The sequence below is a fragment of the Streptomyces sp. NPDC007896 genome, from assembly GCF_042959425.1.
In the GTDB taxonomy this organism is placed as follows: domain Bacteria; phylum Actinomycetota; class Actinomycetes; order Streptomycetales; family Streptomycetaceae; genus Streptomyces.
The window spans coordinates 539,920-557,631 of record NZ_JBIBKX010000005.1; the positions used below are offsets into that span (position 1 = coordinate 539,920).

At 70.5% G+C, this 17,712-nt stretch carries 15 protein-coding genes and 2 pseudogenes; 13 read left to right on the top strand and 4 right to left on the bottom strand.

The genetic code is table 11. The annotated features are described in order from the left end of the window. The first annotated feature begins 98 nt into the window (after positions 1 to 98). Complete coding sequence (locus ACFZDJ_RS20085) at positions 99 to 317, top strand: hypothetical protein (protein ID WP_168498610.1); 219 nt, start codon at positions 99 to 101, stop codon at positions 315 to 317. Between the two features lie 145 nt (positions 318 to 462). Then, positions 463 to 1,968: an SPFH domain-containing protein gene (locus ACFZDJ_RS20090; RefSeq protein ID WP_391060538.1), complete on the top strand. Its 1,506-nt coding sequence runs from the start codon at positions 463 to 465 to the stop codon at positions 1,966 to 1,968. 104 nt (positions 1,969 to 2,072) lie between these two features. Here the strand turns inward: ACFZDJ_RS20090 and ACFZDJ_RS20095 are convergent, their stop codons facing one another. Beyond that, on the bottom strand, positions 2,073 to 2,330 hold the full coding sequence (locus ACFZDJ_RS20095; RefSeq protein WP_390940632.1) for a hypothetical protein: 258 nt from the start codon (positions 2,328 to 2,330) through the stop codon (positions 2,073 to 2,075). Between ACFZDJ_RS20095 and ACFZDJ_RS20100 the strand changes: the two are divergent. Beyond that, positions 2,302 to 2,925 (top strand): annotated as a pseudogene (locus ACFZDJ_RS20100) (LysR family transcriptional regulator); the annotation flags it as partial. The gene ACFZDJ_RS20095 and the pseudogene ACFZDJ_RS20100 sit on opposite strands and share 29 nt — an antisense overlap. Before the next feature lie 80 nt (positions 2,926 to 3,005). Continuing rightward, positions 3,006 to 3,461, top strand: coding sequence for a type II toxin-antitoxin system PemK/MazF family toxin (locus tag ACFZDJ_RS20105; RefSeq protein ID WP_095851156.1), 456 nt, complete (start codon positions 3,006 to 3,008; stop codon positions 3,459 to 3,461). A gap of 4 nt (positions 3,462 to 3,465) precedes the next feature. On the opposite strand, the gene ACFZDJ_RS20110 is transcribed toward ACFZDJ_RS20105, so the two are convergent. After that, a complete protein-coding gene (locus tag ACFZDJ_RS20110; protein ID WP_391060540.1) occupies positions 3,466 to 4,314 on the bottom strand; it encodes a TIGR02452 family protein in 849 nt (282 codons plus the stop codon). A 278-nt stretch (positions 4,315 to 4,592) separates the two neighbouring features. Between ACFZDJ_RS20110 and egtA the strand changes: the two genes are divergently transcribed. The 5 genes from egtA to ACFZDJ_RS20135 all read left to right on the top strand — a co-directional run bounded on the left by egtA (position 4,593) and on the right by ACFZDJ_RS20135 (position 9,449). Next, positions 4,593 to 5,891 carry an ergothioneine biosynthesis glutamate--cysteine ligase EgtA gene (egtA, locus tag ACFZDJ_RS20115; protein ID WP_391060542.1) on the top strand — a complete coding sequence of 433 codons (1,299 nt, stop codon included), beginning with the start codon at positions 4,593 to 4,595 and terminating at the stop codon, positions 5,889 to 5,891. Continuing rightward, on the top strand, positions 5,888 to 7,210 hold the full coding sequence (gene egtB / locus ACFZDJ_RS20120) for an ergothioneine biosynthesis protein EgtB (RefSeq protein ID WP_391060544.1): 1,323 nt from the start codon (positions 5,888 to 5,890) through the stop codon (positions 7,208 to 7,210). The genes egtA and egtB overlap by 4 nt, the downstream gene beginning before the upstream one ends. Beyond that, positions 7,210 to 8,019 carry an ergothioneine biosynthesis protein EgtC gene (gene egtC, locus ACFZDJ_RS20125; RefSeq protein ID WP_391060546.1) on the top strand — a complete coding sequence of 270 codons (810 nt, stop codon included), beginning with the start codon at positions 7,210 to 7,212 and terminating at the stop codon, positions 8,017 to 8,019. Before egtB ends, egtC begins: the two co-directional genes overlap by 1 nt. After that, the gene (gene egtD, locus ACFZDJ_RS20130; RefSeq protein WP_391060548.1) at positions 8,016 to 8,978 is read left to right on the top strand and encodes an L-histidine N(alpha)-methyltransferase; all 963 of its coding nucleotides are present in this window, start codon (positions 8,016 to 8,018) and stop codon (positions 8,976 to 8,978) included. Before egtC ends, egtD begins: the two co-directional genes overlap by 4 nt. Before the next feature lie 255 nt (positions 8,979 to 9,233). Next, a complete protein-coding gene (locus ACFZDJ_RS20135) occupies positions 9,234 to 9,449 on the top strand; it encodes a dodecin (protein WP_054231621.1) in 216 nt (71 codons plus the stop codon). 327 nt (positions 9,450 to 9,776) lie between these two features. Here ACFZDJ_RS20135 and ACFZDJ_RS20140 read toward each other — a convergent pair whose 3' ends face one another. After that, the gene (locus tag ACFZDJ_RS20140; protein WP_391060550.1) at positions 9,777 to 10,289 is read right to left on the bottom strand and encodes a hypothetical protein; all 513 of its coding nucleotides are present in this window, start codon (positions 10,287 to 10,289) and stop codon (positions 9,777 to 9,779) included. Positions 10,290 to 10,526: 237 nt separating this feature from the next. Between ACFZDJ_RS20140 and ACFZDJ_RS20145 the strand changes: the two genes are divergently transcribed. The 4 genes from ACFZDJ_RS20145 (at position 10,527) to ACFZDJ_RS20160 (ending at position 17,406) form a co-directional block, all read left to right on the top strand. Then, positions 10,527 to 13,076, top strand: a complete 2,550-nt coding sequence (locus tag ACFZDJ_RS20145) for a beta-L-arabinofuranosidase domain-containing protein (RefSeq protein ID WP_391060552.1) — start codon at positions 10,527 to 10,529, stop codon at positions 13,074 to 13,076. 92 nt (positions 13,077 to 13,168) lie between these two features. After that, entirely contained in the window at positions 13,169 to 14,575 is a 1,407-nt protein-coding gene (locus tag ACFZDJ_RS20150) for an AbfB domain-containing protein (protein WP_390937021.1), read from the top strand. Positions 14,576 to 14,628: 53 nt separating this feature from the next. Next, on the top strand, positions 14,629 to 16,014 hold the full coding sequence (locus tag ACFZDJ_RS20155; RefSeq protein ID WP_391060554.1) for an AbfB domain-containing protein: 1,386 nt from the start codon (positions 14,629 to 14,631) through the stop codon (positions 16,012 to 16,014). A gap of 51 nt (positions 16,015 to 16,065) precedes the next feature. Continuing rightward, positions 16,066 to 17,406 carry a jacalin-like lectin gene (locus ACFZDJ_RS20160; RefSeq protein ID WP_391060595.1) on the top strand — a complete coding sequence of 447 codons (1,341 nt, stop codon included), beginning with the start codon at positions 16,066 to 16,068 and terminating at the stop codon, positions 17,404 to 17,406. A gap of 96 nt (positions 17,407 to 17,502) precedes the next feature. Here ACFZDJ_RS20160 and ACFZDJ_RS20165 read toward each other — a convergent pair. After that, positions 17,503 to 17,712, bottom strand: a pseudogene (locus tag ACFZDJ_RS20165) (hydrolase); the annotation flags it as partial.

The following is a 17,712-nucleotide window of genomic DNA, read 5'->3' on the forward strand; positions in this document are numbered from 1 at the left end:
TTCACCGCGCGTACCGGTGAGCGAGTTCGGGGCGCGTGCCGGTGAGCGAGTTCGGCGCGAAGGCACTGACCAGGGGATTCGGGCCGTACGCTGGGCCCATGGACGATGCGTCGATGGTCGGGTTGATGGGGCGGGTGACCGGCACGGTCGGACCCGGGCTCGTCGGTGAGGTGATCGTCCGGGTCCGCGGCGGCGCCGAGCATTTCCTCGCGTACCCGGCCGCCGCGAAGGAGCGGATCGAGTGCGGCACGGTGGTGATGGTGGTCGAGTACCTGCCGCCGCGCACGGTGTACGTATCGGCCGCGTACGACAGTTGACGGCTCGTCTGTGCACGCTCCGCCCCAGGTGAGAGCGGTGTGCGTCAAGATTGCAACAAGGATCCGTCAGCGTCTGTACCCCGGTCCTGCACAGGAGCACACTCCCTTCGTTCGGTGCCGATAGGGCACCATGCAAAGGGGGCGTATGCCGATGGTTGTCGGCGTCGTGGCGGGGGCGGTTGTCCTCGCACTGATCTTCATCGTTGTGGTCTTCAAGCTCATGTGGCGTGTCGCGGAGCCCAACGAAGCACTGATCATCTCCGGTTCGAAGCATCGGACCGAAGGCCTTGAAGAGGGCATGGGTTTCCGCATCGTGACGGGGCGCGGCACGCTGGTGCTGCCGGGTGTTCAGGCGGTACGGAAGATCTCGCTCGACCTCAACGAGACCGAGCTGCACGTGGACTGCGTGACCACCCAGGGCATTCCGCTGAAGGTGCGCGGCGTGGTCATCTTCAAGGTGGGCGACGACTTCGTGTCGATCGCCAACGCGGGGCGTCGCTTCCTCGACCAGCAGAAGATGATGTCGGAGCGCGTGCACAACGTGTTCGCCGGTCATCTGCGGTCCATCGTCGGCGGGTTGACCGTCGAGGACATGATCCGCGACCGGGAGAAGCTGACCGGCCAGACCCGGGCCGCGTGCGGTACGGAGATGGAGAAGCTCGGTCTGATCGTCGACTCGCTGCAGATCCACGAGATCGAGGACCCGACCGGGTACATCAAGAACCTCGCGATGCCGCACGCCGCCGCCGTACAGCGGGACGCGCGCATCGCGCAGGCGGAGGCGAATCGTCTCGCCACCGAGGCCGAACAGAAGGCCGCGGCCCGGATGTCGGAGGCGACCCGGGACAGCGAGATCCTCCAGGCCGGCTACCAGGCCGAGCGCGACAAGGCGGCGGCGAAGGCGCGGCAGGCCGGACCGCTCGCGGACGCCGGGGCCCGGCAGGACGTCGTCGTACAGGAGACCCGGATCGCCGAGCTCGACGCCCTCCGTCGTGAGCAGCAGCTCCAGGCGGACGTCCGCAAGCCGGCGGATGCCCAGGCGTACGAGACGCGGGCCCGCGCCGAGGCCGAGCGTGACGCGCGTATCTCGGCGGCCGAGGCCAAGGCCAAGGAGACCGAGCTCGCGGCCGCGGCCGAGGCGAACCGGGTCAAGACGGCCGCCAACGCGGAGGCCGAGGCGACGAAGGCCCGGGGTGCGGCCGCCGCGACGGCGACCAGGGCCACGGGTGAGGCCGAGGCCGCAGCGGCTCAGGCCAAGGGTCTCGCCGCGGCCGAGGCGACCCGGGCACAGGGTCTCGCGGAGGCGGAGACCATCAAGGCGAGGGCCGCGGCCCTCGCCGAGAACCAGGAGGCGGTGGTCGCCCAGCAGCTCGCCGAGAACTGGCCGGAGATCGTCCAGGCGGGCGCCAGCGCGTTCGGGAACGTCGACCACATGGTGCTGCTCAACGGCGCCGACGGCATGTCGGACATGTTCGCCAAGGCGCTCACCATGGGCGGCACGGGCCTCGGCCTCGCCCGTCAGCTGCTCTCGTCGATGAACCAGGACGGGACGGCCGGCAACGGTACGGGGAGCAACGGCACCGCCGGGCTCAACGGGGTCGTACCGCCGCGCACGGAGAAGGTGCCGGTGGAGGGGGACGGCAAGGCGTGATGCCGAAGGAGAACGCCGGGGACTGATCCCGGCGGGGCGACGAGGGTGTTCCAGTCCCTCGTCGCCCGCTCTGCGCGGGCGATTCGCCCCCCCGACTGCTCGGCCTACTCGGCCGCGGCGCCGACGAGGCCGTCGAGCCAGGCCTGGTGGCCGTTGAGCATCGGGTTCGGCCGCTCGGAGGCGAGCGCGGCGGCGGGCCGGCCGATCTGGGTCTCCTGGGTGAGGACGCGGACCCGGCCGCCGGGCAGGTCCTCCACGAGCCAGGCGTGCAGGACGTCGAGCCGCTCCTCGGGCGTGCCGTCCTGCTTCGCCGTCCAGGACAGACGGCCCGGGGTGTTTTCGGCGGGCGCCTGGAACTCCACGACGTGCGCGTCCAGCGGCTACCGCTCCGGCTCGTTCACCGCCGCGGCCCCACTGCTCGGCCTCTCCCAGCCGACCGTGACCGCCCAGATCCGCACCCTGGAGCAGCAGACCGGACGCGAGCTGTTCACCCGCCTCCCGCGCGGCGCGGAACCCACGCCCCTCGCCCACGACCTGGCCGACCAGGTGGCGGGCCCTCTCGACGCGCTGGCCGCCCTCGAAGGCCGCGGCGACGTACTCGGCGGACAGGCCGCGCCGGTGCACCTCGCCGGGCCTTCGGAGTTGTTGTGCACCCGGGTGCTGCCCGCGCTCGCGCCGCTCGTCGCCGAGGGCGTACAACTGCGCGTCACGCAGGGTCTTCCCGAACCGCTCATGGACGACCTGCGCGCGGGCCACCACGATCTGGTGATCGCGACCAGGCGGCCGCGCGGGCGCCTCGCGTCCCTGCCGCTGGCGGACGAGGAGTACCTCCTGGTCGCCGCTCCGAGCTGGGCGCGGCGCGTCGAGGAGCACCCGTCGGCCGGGGACATCTGCACCGCGGTCCGGGACGTTCCCCTGGTCACCTACGCCGAGGATCTGCCCATCGTGCACCGGTACCACGCGGCCCGGACCTGGTAGTCCGCCATCTCGGCCACCCGCTCGGCGGGTTGGACAGGGCAGGCTCTAACGTGAGCCGCGTGACTGCCTTTACCGATGACACCGCCGAAGACGTTCCCGGCCGCTACGGCCCTTCCGCGACCACCGAGGCCGAACCCCGCGAGGTGGGCCGGGTTCGGACGGAGTACGCGCCCGCGCACGACGGCGACCCCGATCCCGGCGAGATCGTCTGGACGTGGGTGCCGTTCGAGGAGAACGACGGGCGGGGCAAGGACCGTCCGGTGCTCGTCGTCGCCCGCGAGGACGCCGGCACGCTGCTCGCCGTCCAGTTGTCGAGCAAGCGGCACGACGGGGACCGGGAGTGGGTGCCGATCGGGAGCGGGCCGTGGGACCGGTCGGGGCGGGACTCGTGGGTGGATGTGGACCGGGTGCTGCGGCTGCACGAGGACGGGATGCGGCGGGAGGCCTGTGCGCTGGATCGGATGCGGTTCAATTCGGTCGTACGCCGGTTGCAGGAGCGGTACGGCTGGCGCTGAGGGCTCACCCGCAGGCGAACACCCGCTCGAAGGAGTCACGCGTCGCCTGATCCCTCGTGCGGTCCAGGACCCCGAACACGACATGGTCGAAAGCACCCTCGAAGCGGCCTTTGACCAGCAAGTCGTGGAACGCGCCCGCCACCTGCGCCGGATCGTTCCGGAAGACGCCGCAGCCCCACGCGCCCAGCACAAGCCGACGGTAGCCGTGGGCCGCGGCGGTCTCCAGGACGCGCTCGGCGCGTACGGCCAGGGCGGGTCCCAGCTCGGGCGCGCGCTCCGGGGCCGTGCGCAGGACGACTCCGGCGTTGGGGGCCGCGGCGGTCAGGAATCCGACCGTGTACGGCTCGTCGAGCAGATCTCCGCGGTCGTCGCGGAAGACGGGCACGGCGGGTGAGTGGATGACACGGTCCGTGTAAAACGGATCCCGGTGGGCGCGGTGGTGGTCGTAGAACTCCCGGGCCCCCAGCAGACACGTGTACAGCGCGGAGGCACGGCACAGTGCCTCCTCCTGAGCCTGCGCGCCGTTCAGGAAGCCGCCGCCCGGGTTGCGCGCCGAGGCGAAGTTCAGGACGGCGACCGGGCCCGCCGGGCGCCCTGCGTCCTTGCGCACGAGCCGTCGGGCGGCCTCCAGACTGCTCTCGCCCGTCACCTCGAACAGCGTGCTTTCGCGCGGCGCGCTCGCGGGGCTGCCGGCCGGTGCCCCGACCGGTCCGGGGCCGTACACGCGCGTTCCCGCCCGCGCGGCCTCGACCGCCGCGGCGATCGACACCGTGCGTCCGTCGGACGCGCGGTACCCGCCCGCCGCGACGATCTCCTCCGTCTGCCGCGCGTGCGCACGCAGGCGCGCACTCATGGCGCGACCCCCGTACGCGCCACGAGGACGCCCCTCGCGATCTCCCCCGTCGTGCCCATGAACGCATCGTGAGCGATGCTGGTCCTACGGCGCAACGGAATTTCCCAGCCTTGTAAACAGCGCCTCGTGGCCCGGCAAACAGCGCCTCCGGAGCCCGCGAGCGACGATTTGCACCCTTGTGCGAACCGCCAAGAGGGTCTTGGGTGGGACGAGCGATGCCGGTCCGGCACCACAGACGTCGGGCCGGCGGCATGGTGGAATCTCAGGAGGATCCCGACATGTCCGATTCGGTGAGTGACTGTGCGGAGCGCCGCTCCGCCGTCACCGAGGCCGAGGTGGAGGCGCTGGTCCGAGGCATCTGCTTCAAGACCGGACCGCCCCGTACCCTCGGTGTCGAAGTGGAATGGCTCGTCCACGAGCTGCGGAGGCCGCAGCTCCCGGCATCACCCGAACGACTCAAAGCGGCCTACGCCGCACTACGGACCCTGCCCCTGCGTTCGGCGCTCACCGTCGAACCCGGCGGACAGCTGGAGCTGAGCTCCCTTCCCGCCGCCTCCCTGATGGAGTGCATCGGGTCCGTCTCGACCGACCTCGACGCGGTACGCGCGGTACTTCGCGAGGCGGATCTCGGCCTCAGCGGGTACGGCCACGACCCCTGGAACCCCCCGAGCCGCTTTCTCCATGAGCCACGCTACGACGCCATGGAGCGGTACCTCGACCGGGCTGGCCCGGAGGGGCGGGCCATGATGTGCTCCTCCGCCTCCGTCCAGGTGTGCCTGGACGCCGGATACGAGGAGCCCGGCCCCTTGGGGCACGGGCGCCGCTGGTGGCTGGCGCACCAGCTGGGCGCTGTCCTGGTGGCCGCGTTCGCACACTCACCGGTGGCCGGTGGCCGGTACACGGGCTGGCGCTCCACACGGCAGTCCCTGTGGGCGGCCATGGACCCCGGACGGTCCGCCGCGCCCCCGCTGGGCGGCGATCCGCGCGCCGCCTGGGCCCGGCGCGTCCTGGACGCGCCGGTGATGTGCGTCCGGGCGCCGGACGGCCCCTGGGACGTACCCGAGGACCTGACCTTCCGGGCGTGGACCAGGTCCGAGACACCGCCCGACCGGGCGGATCTCGACTACCACCTGACGACGCTGTTCCCGCCGGTCCGCCCGCGCGGCCATCTGGAACTGCGCATGATCGACGCGCAGCCCGGCGACGACGGGTGGATCGTGCCGCTGGCGGTGACGGCGGCGCTGTTCGACGACCCGGAGGCCGCGGAGGTCGCCTACCGGACCGTCAAACCCCTCGCGGAGCGCGCCGAGGCACGGCCCGCTCCGTGCAACCCGCTGTGGAACGACGCCGCGCGGCACGGCCTGACCGACCCCGAGTTGCGTGAGGCCGCCGTCACCTGTTTCGCCGCTGCCGCCGAGGCGTTGCCGCGCCTGGGCGCCACCGTCGAGGTACGGGAGGCCGTCGCGGAGTTCACGGACCGCTATGTGGCCCGGGGCCGCTGCCCCGCGGACGATCTGCTGAGCCGCTTCCACAGCCAGTTCCATGGTCAGCTCGACGGGAAGGACATCCGCACATGACCGCCCCCGCATCACCCACGGACCCGGAGTCGCTCCGGGAGCGCGCGCTCGACGCGCTGACCACGGCCCGCGACCGCACCGCGCTCCTGACCTCCTGCGTGGAGGAGCCCGAACTGACCTCGCAGCACTCGCCGTTGATGTCCCCGCTGGTCTGGGACCTCGCGCACATAGGCAACCAGGAGGAGCTGTGGCTGCTGCGCGCGGTCGCCGGGCGGGACGCGATGCGGCCCGAGATAGACGGGCTGTACGACGCGTTCGAGCATCCGCGCGCCGAGCGGCCCTCGCTGCCGCTGCTGCCGCCCGCCGAGGCCCGTCAGTACGCCGCAGAGGTACGCGGACGGGCGCTGGACGTCCTGGAGAGCACCGCGTTCCGGGGCACGCCGCTGACCGAGGCGGGCTTCGCGTTCGGGATGATCGCGCAGCATGAACAGCAGCACGACGAGACGATGCTGATCACCCATCAGCTCCGCAAGGGGCCCGCCGCCCTCACAGCGCCGGACCCCGCTCCCGCGCCGCCGTTCACGGGACCCGCCGAAGTCCTGGTCCCCGGCGGCCCGTTCACGATGGGCACGTCCACCGAACCGTGGGCCCTGGACAACGAGCGCCCCGCCCACCGACGCGAGGTCCCGCCCTTCTTCATCGACACCACTCCGGTGACGAACGCCGCCTACCAGGCCTTCATCGAGGACGGCGGCTACGACACCGAACGCTGGTGGAGCCCGGAGGGCTGGTCCCACATCCGCTCGCACGGCATCGAGGCGCCGCTGTTCTGGCGCCGCGAGGGCGGACAGTGGCTACGGCGTCACTTCGGCGTCACCGAGGTCGTACCGCCCGACGAACCCGTGCTGCACGTCAGCTGGTACGAGGCCGACGCGTACGCCCGCTGGGCGGGGCGCCGGCTGCCCACCGAGGCCGAGTGGGAGAAGGCGGCCCGCCACGACCCGGCGTCCGACCACTCCACGCGCTACCCGTGGGGCGACACCGACCCCACCCCCGGGCACGCCAACCTCGGTCAGCGCCATCTGCGCCCGGCCCCGGCGGGCAGCTATCCGGCGGGGGCGTCACCGCTCGGCGTACGGCAGTTGATCGGTGACGTGTGGGAGTGGACGTCGAGCGACCTGCACCCCTATCCCGGGTTCGCGGCGTTCCCGTACAAGGAGTACTCGGAGGTGTTCTTCGGTCCGGAGTACAAGGTGCTGCGCGGCGGTTCGTTCGCCGTGGACCCGGTGGCCTGCCGGGGGACGTTCCGCAACTGGGACTACCCGATCCGGCGGCAGATCTTCTCCGGGTTCCGCACGGCCCGCGACGGGAACATCTGATGTGCCGTCACCTGGCCTACCTGGGACCGCCGGAGCCGCTCGGCGGACTCCTCGTAGAGCCGCCGCACAGTCTGTTCCGGCAGTCGTGGGCGCCGCGCCGACAGCGGCACGGGACGGTCAACGCCGATGGTTTCGGAGTGGGTTGGTACGCCGAAGGGGATCCGGTGCCCGCGCGGTACCGGCGCCCCGGGCCGATCTGGGCCGACCAGTCGTTCGCGGACCTGGCCCGGGTCGTCAGGAGCACAGCGCTGCTCGGCGCCGTACGGGACGCCACCGTGGCGGGAGCGGACGGGGAGGCCGCGGCGGCGCCGTTCGCCGCGGACCGCTGGCTGTTCAGCCACAACGGCGCCGTACGGGGCTGGCCGGGCTCCCTGGCCCCGTTGGTGACCAGCCTGCCCCCGGCCGAACTGCTGTCCCTGGAGGCCCGCTGCGACTCGGCGCTCGTCTGGGCGCTGCTCCTGCGCCGGCTGCGCTCCGGTGACAACGAGGGCCAGGCGCTGGCCGACACCGTCCTGGAGGTCGCCGAGGCGGCCCCCGGGTCCCGGCTCAACCTGCTGCTCACAAGCGGCGACACGATCACCGCGACGGCCTGGGGCGACACCCTCTGGTACCTCGCCGAGCCCGGCCGCCGCACCGTCGTGGCGTCCGAGCCGTACGACGACGACCCGCACTGGCAGGAGGTGCCGGACCGCACGCTGCTCGCGGCGAGCCGCACCGACGTCCTGCTCACCCCGCTCAAGGACCCGCACGCGCAGGAAGGCGCGCACGACCCCTTGGCATCCGCACGCACCAAGGAGCCCAGCACGTGAGCCCGTTCCTTCTCACCCGCACCCTGCCCGAGGACGCCACGGACGCCGCGCTGCGCGCCGACGTCCTGCACGGCCTCACCCACACCCCCAAGACGCTGCCGCCGAAGTGGTTCTACGACGCCCACGGCAGCGAGCTGTTCGACCGGATCACCGAACTGCCCGAGTACTACCCCACCCGGGCGGAGCGCGAGGTCCTGATCGCCCGGGCCCCCGAGATCGCCGCGACGACCGGTGCGCGCACCCTCGTCGAGCTGGGGTCCGGTTCGTCCGAGAAGACCCGCCATCTGCTCGACGCGCTGCCGGGGCTGCACACGTACGTTCCGGTCGACGTCAGCGAGAGTGCCCTCACCCAGGCCGGGAAGGCGCTGATCGCCGAGCATCCGGAGCTCGGCGTACACGCGCTGATCGCCGACTTCACGGGCGGCCTCGCGCTGCCCGGGACACCGGGGCCGCGGCTGGTGGCGTTCCTCGGCGGCACCATCGGCAATCTGCTGCCCGCCGAACGGGCGACGTTCCTGGCGTCCGTACGAGCGCTGCTCTCCCCCGGCGACACGCTGCTGCTCGGTACGGACCTCGTCAAGGACGAGTCGGTGCTGGTCGCCGCGTACGACGACGCGGCGGGGGTGACGGCGGAGTTCAACAAAAACGTGCTGCACGTCGTCAACCGCGAGCTCGGCGCCGATTTCGATCCCGACGCGTTCGCCCATGTCGCCCTCTGGGACGACGAGCACGAGTGGATCGAAATGCGGCTGCGGTCGCTGACCGAACAGACGGTGAAGATCCCCGCGCTCGACCTAGCGGTCGAATTCGCCGACGGGGAGGAACTGCGCACCGAGATCTCGGCGAAGTTCCGCGAGGAGGGGGTACGTCGCGAACTCGGCGCCGCCGGGCTCGACCTGGCCCATTGGTGGACGGACCACGCGGGCCGTTTCGCCCTGTCGCTGAGCGTGGCCCGCTGACAGCCGCCCGGGTGGCCGGCCTCGACGGTGGGCCGCCCGGGTGAGGGCCTGTCGTTCGGATCAGGTCGTTTCGGGAGACGGCGCTTGATCAGTGCCGGTGAGCGGGGTGCGCGTGCCGGACCCCGCGGCCCGGGCCTGATCCGGACGGCAGGTCCCAGGTCACCCACAGCGCCCCGACATCTCGCGTACCGACGCGCCGTGAGGCACCGTTGAGTGACGCGTGGCACACCCGCCACGGCGGAGAGGAGCACCCGCATGTCCGACCACACGTATCGGGTCACCGAGATCGTCGGCACCTCCCACGAGGGCGTCGACCAGGCCATTCGCAACGGGATCAGCCGGGCCTCGCAGACCCTGCGCAACCTGGACTGGTTCGAGATCACCCAGGTCAGGGGGCAGATCGTGGACGGGGAGGTCGAGCACTACCAGGTCGGCCTGAAGGTCGGCTTCCGCCTGGAGGACGGCGCCTGAGCCCTGGGGCCTTCTCAAGTCCGGGAGGTCCATGGCCACCTCGCCCCGGGCCCCTCGAAAGCGGGGCCCCAGGCAGGGCGGCCCATTGGGGAAGCGGTATCTCGGGCGGACCAGTCCGCGTCACCGGACGGCCCGAACCCGGCCGGCATGCGGTGCCCCACAACGGCGCCGCCGCACGCCGAAGCCCCGGCCGGAGTATTCGGCCGAACCGTGCGCGGCCCCGGACCGGGAGCCTTCGGCTTCGCCGAGCCGCGTCAACTGCTCCGTCTCCTCTCCGGGGAGCAGGACCCGCCCTCCGGGCGGACGACGGGAATTTGACGACAGGGCCTAGGTCCGTCCCTCCCGCTCCTGTGCGTCCTTCAGAGCCGGGGACGTCGTGGCCCAGCGGGCTCGGACGACTCGGAAGCCGTCCCGTTCCGCCTCGTCGCAGACGAGTTCGTCGTCGTCGACGAGGACGTGGATCTCGCGGTCGCGCGCGAGCCGACGCAGGATGTCCAGCTTGGTGCGGCGGGCGGGCCTTCGGTCGTCGTTGCGTCGCATCCACACACGCCCCTCGGGCAACCCTTGCGCGGCCAGCCACTCGACGGTGTCGCGGCGGCAGCGCTCCGGACGGCCGGTCAGATAGACCACCTCGCACTCCTCCCTGCTGCGCAACGCCAGAGCCACCCCCTCCGCGAGCGGCGGATCCTGCGGCGCGGCCGCGAAGAACGCGTCCCAGTCCCGCGGCTTGCGCTCCAGGAACCGCTGCCGGTGCGCGCTGTCCGCGAGCGTGCCGTCGAGGTCGAACACGGCGAGCGGTCTGCTGGTCTTCTCCCTGGTCTTCTCCGTCACGCGGACCACCCTAAACAGGGCCGCCGACCCCCGGCACTGCACGGCCACCGCCCGCCCCTGTGAACCCGTAGTCCCCTCGCACCAACTTCCTTCACCACAAGCACTATTCACATCACCCAGCAAGCCCTTACCGTGATGCCTCGCACTGCTTGTTGCACAGCATGTCGCACAACATTCGGTATTTCGAACGAGAACAGGGCGTTGAAGGGACACCACCGCCCGGTTCTTCGACATGCGGAGGTCTTCGTGAACCCCCCACTCGACAGACGTCACTTCCTCGCCGTCACCGGCACGTCCACGGCCGCCGTGACCCTGGCCGCGGCCGGTGGCGGCACGGCCCACGCCTCGACCGGGACCGACAGCTCGGGCGCCCCGGGCGCCCACGAAGCCACCGCTCCCGTCAAGCCTTTCCCCCTCGGCTCGGTGACCCTCCTGGACAGCGCCTTCCGGGCCAACCAGCAGCGCAACTCCGCCTATCTGCGCTTCGTGGACATCGACCGGCTGCTCCACACCTTTCGTACGAACGTCGGTCTGCCCAGCAGCGCCCAGCCGTGCGGTGGCTGGGAGGGCCCGAGCGTCGAGTTGCGCGGCCATTCGACCGGCCATCTGCTCTCCGGGCTCGCCCTCGCCTACGCCAACACCGGGGAGCGGGCCCTGCGCGACAAGGGTCATCGGCTCGTCGCGGCGCTCGCCGAGTGCCAGGCCGCCTCCCCCGCCGCGGGCTTCGGCGCGGGCTATCTGTCCGCGTTCCCGGAGAGCTTCTTCGACCGCCTCGAAGCCGGGACGGGCGTATGGGCGCCGTACTACACGATCCACAAGATCATGGCCGGGCTGGTCGAGCAGCACCGGCTGACCGGCAGCGGACAGGCCCTCGACGTCGTGCTGCGCCAGGCCGAGTGGGTCGACCGGCGCACCGAGCCGCTGTCGTACGAACAGATGCAGCGGATGCTGGAGACGGAGTTCGGCGGCATGAACGACGTGCTCGCCGATCTGCACGCCCTCACCGGTGACGCCAAGTGGCTCTCCGTCGCCGAACGCTTCACGCACGCCCGCGTCTTCGACCCGCTGGCCAGGAACGAGGACAGGCTCGCGGGGCTGCACGCCAACACCCAGATCCCCAAGATGGTCGGCGCCCTGCGTCTGTGGGAGGAGGGCCTGCCCGACCGCTACCGCACGATCGCCGAGAACTTCTGGCAGATCGTCACCGACCACCACACCTACGTGATCGGCGGGAACAGCAACGGCGAGGGCTTCCACGAACCGGACGTCATCGCGGGCCAGTTGTCGAACAACACCTGCGAGAACTGCAACAGCTACAACATGCTTAAGCTGACCCGGCTGCTGCACTTCCGCACACCCCAGCGCACCGATCTGCTCGACTACTACGAGCGCACCCTGTTCAACCAGATGCTCGGTGAGCAGGACCCGGACTCGGCGCACGGCTTCAACATCTACTACACGGGCCTTGGCCCCGGCGCCTTCAAGCAGCAGCCGTCCTTCATGGGCACCGACCCGGACGCGTACTCCACCGACTACGACAACTTCTCCTGCGACCACGGCACCGGCATGGAGACGCAGGCGAAGTTCGCCGACACGGTCTACTCGCACGACCGGCACCGGCTGCTGGTGAACCTGTTCATCCCGTCGCAGGTCAACTGGCGGGAGCTGAACATCACTTGGCGGCAGACCACCTCCTTCCCCGATCGGTCCTCGACCGTGCTGACCGTCACCGCCGGACGGGCCGCGCACCAACTCCTCGTCCGTGTCCCGTCCTGGGCCGCCGACGCCCGCGCGGCGCTCAACGGCCGCGCCCTGCCCGACCGTCCTGAGCCCGGCGGTTGGCTGACCCTCGAAAGGGAGTGGCGCGCCGGGGACCGGGTCGAGGTGTCGCTGCCCATGCGCACGGTCATCGAGCCCACGCCCGACGACCCCGACGTACAGGCTGTCCTGCACGGCCCGGTGGTGCTGGCAGGGGCGTACGGGGGCCGGGCGACGCCGTGGCTGCCGCGCCTGGACACCGGATCCGTACGGCAGGAGTCAGCGGACCCGCTGCGGTTCACCGCCCGCGCCGACGGTGAGGACGTCTCACTGCTGCCGATCTCCCGGGTGCACCACCAGCACTACTCCGTGTACTGGCAGACCGGTGAACCGCCGCCCCCGCCACCGGAGTTCGCCGCATGGCACCGCTTCGACGAGACCTCCGGGACCACGGCCGCCGACGCCACCGGGAACGGGAAGGCGGCCCAGCTCGCCGGCGGTGCCGCCTGGACGGCGGCCGGCGTGAGCGGTGGCGCGGTGGCCCTCGACGGCACGGACGGTTACGTACGCCTGGCCGACGACCTCCTCGCGGGCGCCGCCGTCTACACGCTGGCCGGCTGGGCGCGGCTGGACGGCCAACCCGGCGTCTGGAGCCGGGTGTTCGACTTCGGCACCGGAGTCACGGCCAATATGTTCCTCACCCCGCTCAGCGGCGACGGCACCCTCCGCTACGCCATCACCGCCGGGGGCGCGGGTGCCGAGCAGCGCATCGACGCCGCGCCGTTGCCCACCGACCGCTGGGTGCATGTGGCGGTGGCGTACGGCGGCGGGACCGCCGTCCTGTACGTGGACGGGCAGGAGGCCGGACGGAACGCCCAGGTCACCGTGGACCCGCGCCACTTCGGCAACCACATCCGTGCCGGGTACCTCGGCAGGTCGCAGTACGCCGACCCCTACCTGAGGGGTGCGGTCGACGACCTCCGTGTGTACGGCAAGACCCTCACGGCCGAGGAGGTCGCCGCTCTGGCCCAGGCCTGAGCGACGCCACCTCGACGTGTGCGCAGGACGGGTGGGGACGCGGAGCCGCCGCACCCCCACCCGGAACGACAGAAACAAGGAGAGCCGCAAAAATGAGCAGCCCCGACCGGAACGCGTCCTCGACGCCGCTCAACCCGTCCCGCCGCAGTCTGCTGCGCGCGATGGTCGCGATACCCGCAACCGCACTCGTGCTGGGCGAACTGCCCGGCCTGCTCGGCACGGCCGCCGCGGCCCCCGCCCACGGCTCGGCCTCCCGCTACACCATCGTGCCGTTCCTCAACAGCGACGACGGCACCGTGAACGTCTACCAGTGCGACGACGCGACCGACTTCCGGCTCGTCAAGGCATCCGCCTACACCCCGCCCAGCAACCGCATCCGCGACGCCAGCGTGTTCAAGCACACCGACGGCTACTACTACATCACCTACACCACGCACACCTGGCAGGACGTCAGCACCACCATCGGCTTCGCCCGCAGCTCCGACCGGGCCAACTGGACCTTCCTGTACGACTACACGGTCCCGCTCACCAATCTGTCCCGCGCGTGGGCCCCCGAGTGGTTCGTCGACAGCGACGGCAGCGTGAACGTCATCGTGTCCTGCTCGACCACCGACGACGAGTGGATCTTCACGCCGTATGTGATGAAGGCCGCCAACTCCGCGCTCACGGCGTGGAGTTCACCCGTGGCCCTGTCCGGTATCGGCACCAACCACATCGACACGTTCATCGTGAAGATCGGCTCCACCTACCACGCGTTCCCGAAGAACGAGACGACGAAGTACATCGAGTACGCCACCGCCTCCAGCCTGACCGGGCCGTACACCATCACCCGGACCGGCGACTGGGCCGGCTGGGGCGGCACCCGTGAGGGTCCCTCGGTGATCCAGCTCGACAACGGGGCCTGGCGGATCTTCTTCGACGGCTACGGCGACGGCAGTTACTACTACAGCGACAGCTACGACACCTTCGCGACCTGGACCGCCCCGAAGAAGCTGCCGGGCATCTCCGGAACGGCCCGGCACTTCACCGTGATCAAGGAGACGGTGTCCGGTGGCGTGAACCTGGCGACCGATGTCACCCGTTCCTTCCGGTCGGGCAACTACTCCACCCGCTACTGGCAGGAGCAGTCCGCCCTGCTCAACCTGCCCGTGGTCACCAGCTCCAGCACCACCGCGGACAAGCAGGCGTCCACCTTCACCGTGGTGCCGGGCCTCGCCGACGCGAACGCCTACTCCTTCCGGGACGCGGCGGGCAACTACCTGCGCCACTGGGACTTCCGGGGCCGCTTCGACGCCAACGACGGTACGTCGACGTTCGCCAAGGACGCCACGTTCGTCATCCGCACCGGCACCCCAGACGGCGCCGTCCGCTTCGAGTCGTACAACTACCCGGGCTACTACCTGCGCCACTACAACTACCAGCTGCGCGTGGACGTGTCGGACGGCACCGACCTCTTCCGCCAGGACAGCTCCTTCGTGCCCGTGACGGCCTGGGCATGACCTCCGCAGCCGCAGCCTCAGCCTCAGCAGAAGAAGAGAGGGAGACGCACCCGATGAGCGACCGCCCCAGCCCCCTTCAGCCGTCCCGCCGCACCGTGCTGGGGGCGATGGCCACCCTCACCGCCTCCTTCACGATCGGCGCCCCGTCCGCGCGTGCCGCGACCGGATCCGCGTACGTGATGGGCTACTTCACCGAGTCCCCGAACGGCCTCGGTGACGACTACGGCCTCCACCTGGCCGTCAGCACCGACTCGCTCCAGTGGATGCCGCTCAACCAGAACAACCCGGTCGTGACGCCGACCGGGGGCACCGGCGGTCTGCGCGACCCGTTCATCCTGCGCAAGCAGGACGGCACGTTCGTGGTGCTCGCCACCGACCTCAAGGGCACCGACTGGAGCCTGCAGAGCCAGTACATCCACATCTGGGACTCCGCCGATCTGCGCTCCTTCACCGGCTACCGGCGACTGAAGCTGCACGACATGGCCACCCACAGCTGGGCTCCGGAGGCGTACTGGGACGCGGGGCGTGGCCAGTACGGGATCATCTACTCGGCCGTCAACTCCACGGGCCACAACGTGATCATGGTGAACTACACCACCGACTTCGTGACGGCGTCGACGGCGCAGGTCTTCTTCGACCCCGGCTACGACATCATCGACGGCGACCTGGCCGTGGGCGTCGGTGGGGTCAACTACCTCTACTTCAAGAAGGACCAGACGCTGGTCGGCGCCAAGTCGACCTCCCTGGACCCGGGCAGCTTCACCGTGTTCAGCACACCCGCCGCGCACGGCGGCACCGAGGCCCCGATCCTCGTCAAGTCCCAGACGTCGAGCACGTGGTACCTCTGGGGAGACACCTACACCCCGAACGGTGTCTTCTACGCCTGGCAGACGAGCGACCTGGCCGCCGGCACCTGGACCGCTGTCGACCAGCGGCTCTACACCCAGCCGGTCAACTCCAAGCACGGCACCATCCAGCCGATCACCACCACCGAGTACGACAACCTCGTGGCGGCGTACGGAAAGCCGAGCTGGAACCGCATCAAGTCCTACAACTACCCGGACCGTTACGTCCGCCACGCGAACTACGTCGGCAGGATCGACGCCTACCCGTTCGACCCGTACACCGACGCCGAGTGGAAGCTCGTGCCGGGGCTCGCCGACAGCTCCGGGGTGTCCTTCCAGTCCGTCAGCTATCCCACACGCTATCTGCGGCACTACAACTACCAGCTGCAACTGGACGTCAACGACAGCACGACGACGTTCGCGCAGGACGCCACGTTCTACCGGACCGCGGGCCTGGCCGACACCTCCTGGTCATCCTTCCGCTCCTTCAACTATCCGGACCGTCACATCCGCCACGCAAACTACGTCCTGCGCATCGATCCCATCTCCACCAGCACCGAGAAGGCCGACGCCACGTTCTCGGTCGGCTACTGACCCCCTTCATCCCCCCCTCCTCAGTCCTCAGGAGACACCCCCATGTCACCTCTGCGAAGAGTCCTCGCCACGCTGGCCGCGGCCGCCGCGGCCCTCGGCGGACTCACGGCGACCGCCCCCGCCGCGGCGGCCGCCGACTCGGGCACCTTCAACGTGCTCAGCTACAACGTCGCCGGACTCCCCGAGAGCCTCTCCAGCGCCTCGACCCCGCGCGACACCAGCACCACGGCGATAGGCCAGCGGCTCGGCCCCTACGACATCGTCCACGTGGAGGAGGACTTCAACTACCACGCCTACCTCTACGCCGGCGACACCACGCACGCCTACCGCACGCCCACCAGCGGCGGTGCCGGGATCGGCAGCGGGCTCAACACCCTGTCGAAGATCTCCTACGACACCGACGACTTCGAGCGGGTGCACTGGAACTCCTGCCAGATCGACTCGGGTGACTGCCTGACCCCCAAGGGCTTCACGTTCATGCGGGAGCGGCTGGCCGAGGGCGTCTACGTCGACTTCTACAACCTGCACACCAACGCGGGCACGAACAACGGCGACCTGGCCTCGCGGGCGGACAACCTCAACCAGCTCACGGCCTTCATCCAGAGCCACTCCAAGGGCAACGCCGTCGTGGTCATGGGTGACACCAACACCCGCTACACCCGCACCGGCGACACGATCGCCGAGTTCGGCGCGGCCAACGGCCTGACCGACGCCTGGGTCAAGCTCATCCGCGGCGGCACCCCGCCCGCCAAGGGCAGCGACGCGCTGGTCTGCGACCAGACCGGCGCGACCGTGCCCAACACCTGCGAGGTCGTGGACAAGATCCTCTACCGCGGCAGCAAGCTGGTCACCCTCGACGCCACGAGCTACAACAACGAGCACGCGAGCTTCCTGACCTCGGACGGGCTGATGCTCTCCGACCACGACCCGATCACCGCCAGGTTCACCTGGTCGCGCAACTCCGCCTTCCAGCTGAGCGACCAGTTCGGCGGCCCGCACGGGGACTACTTCAGCGACATCGACAGCGTGCCGGCCGGGGCCAGGGCGACCACCCTCACGCTGCGCAGCGGCTCGCGCGTCGACCAGATGGGCCTGACCCTGAGCAACGGCACCACGCTGACCCACGGCGGTACGGGCGGCACCGCCTCATCGCTCACGCTCGGCAGTGGCGAGTACGTCACCTCGGCGCAACTGTGCCAAGGCGTGAAGGACGGCAACACCCGGATCTTCTACGCCAAGTTCACCACCAACCTCGGCAACAGCCTGGCGGGCGGTACGACGACCTCGGACTGTGTGACCCGCACGGCGCCGTCGGGCTGGCAGGTCGCCGGGTTCCACGGCCGCACGGGCGACGAGGTCGACAAGATCGGCTTCATCTACACCCAGCGCTGACCGGACACGACCGAGCCCGTGGCCCTTGGTGTGCGCACACCAAGGGCCACGGGCTCACTTGCTCACTTGCTCACACACACGCGAGGCTCGGCTCACTCACGAGGAGAGCCACTCGGTGGCGTTCAGCGCGAGCGCGGCGTTGGTGGCGCCGGTGTCGTTCCAGCCGTCGTACAGGGTGTTGCCGGACTGGCCGGTGCCGTCGTCGATCGGCGAACTGTCGCCCCAGAAGGCGACCTTGCCGCTGCCGAAGGTGCTGGTGGCGAAGAAGGCCCCGGTGTTGCCCGAGTAACCGGAGCGGTAGAGCAG